At 73.3% G+C, this 1,121-nt stretch carries 1 protein-coding gene; it reads left to right on the top strand.

All coding sequences use genetic code 11. From position 1 onward, the window contains the following. The coding region (locus ACSNOK_RS33165) for an ABC transporter permease (protein WP_436784496.1) at window positions 1-803 on the top strand (803 nt) is incomplete at its 5' end. Window positions 804-1,121: the final 318 nt, after the last annotated feature.

Raw genomic sequence — 1,121 nt, 5'->3', positions numbered from 1 at the left:
CGTCCGCCCGGCTTCCCCGCGAGGCCCCCGCCCGCTTCACCGACCTCCTCGCCGCCGAGTGGATCAAAGTCCGCTCCCTGCGCTCCACACCCTGGATCCTCGCCCTCACCCTCCTGTTCGTCATCGGCTCCGCCGCCGCGGCGACGGCGGCGGACCACGTCGACCGCCCCGGTCCCGCCGACTTCCTGCCCGGTGACGCCTTTCCGCCGGCCGGCTCCTGGGCGCTGACACTCGTCGCCGGCAGCGCCGGAGCCCTCGCGATCGTGAGCGAGTACGGCACGGGCCTGATCCGCGCCACCACCGTGGCCGTCCCGGCCCGCGGATCGGTCGTCCTGGCCAAGGCGGTCGTCACCGCCGCGCTGTGGACCGCGGTCGGCGCGGTGGCCGCCACCGGGTCCTTCCTCGTCTCCCAGGCCGTGCTGAACGAGCGGCACGCCGGCGTCCCGATCACCCATCCCGGGGTGTTCCGCGCGCTGGCCGCCACCACACTGCTGGCCCCGGTCTGCGCCCTGGTCGGCCTGGGCCTCGGCGTCCTGCTCCGGCACGCCGCCGCGACCACGGTCACCTGCTTCTTCCTCCTGCTGGTGCTGCCGCCCATGTTCTCGGAACGCGACCGCCTCACCGCGGAGCTCCGGCACGCGTTCGTCCCGTCCGCCTGGTCACGCCTGATCCAGAACTGGGAACCGGACCCCGGCTCCCTCGGCCACTCGGCGACGGTTCCCGGATCCTGGACGGTGTACGTGCTCTGGCCGTTGGTCACGGTCGGCTCGGCGGTCTTCGCGGTGCGGCGCCGGGACGTGTGACGGCGTGCGGCGGCGGTCGTCGGGTGCCGGGCACTCGCTTCCAAAGCGGTGTGGCGCACCGAAAGCGCTTACCGGCAGGCGCTGAAACGTCTCGTGGACCGTGCGGCACACACATCGCCGCGCGAACCGGCGGCGTCATCCGCCGCTCAGCGGACAGGTTGGCCACATCCGACTCATCCGGACCGGTGGGCACTTGACGCGCCTCGCGTCGCCAAAGCATCCTCCGACCACTCCCACGGCCCGACCACTCCCACGGCCCGAACACCTTCACGGCCCGCCCGCACCCACCGCCCCTCACTACCTCCACGGCTCCTCATC

The organism is Streptomyces sp. URMC 126, from assembly GCF_051386555.1.
Taxonomy (GTDB): Bacteria; Actinomycetota; Actinomycetes; order Streptomycetales; family Streptomycetaceae; genus Streptomyces.
Note: the sequence above shows the minus strand (reverse complement) of the source record. Positions and strands in the feature narration are given on the sequence as shown.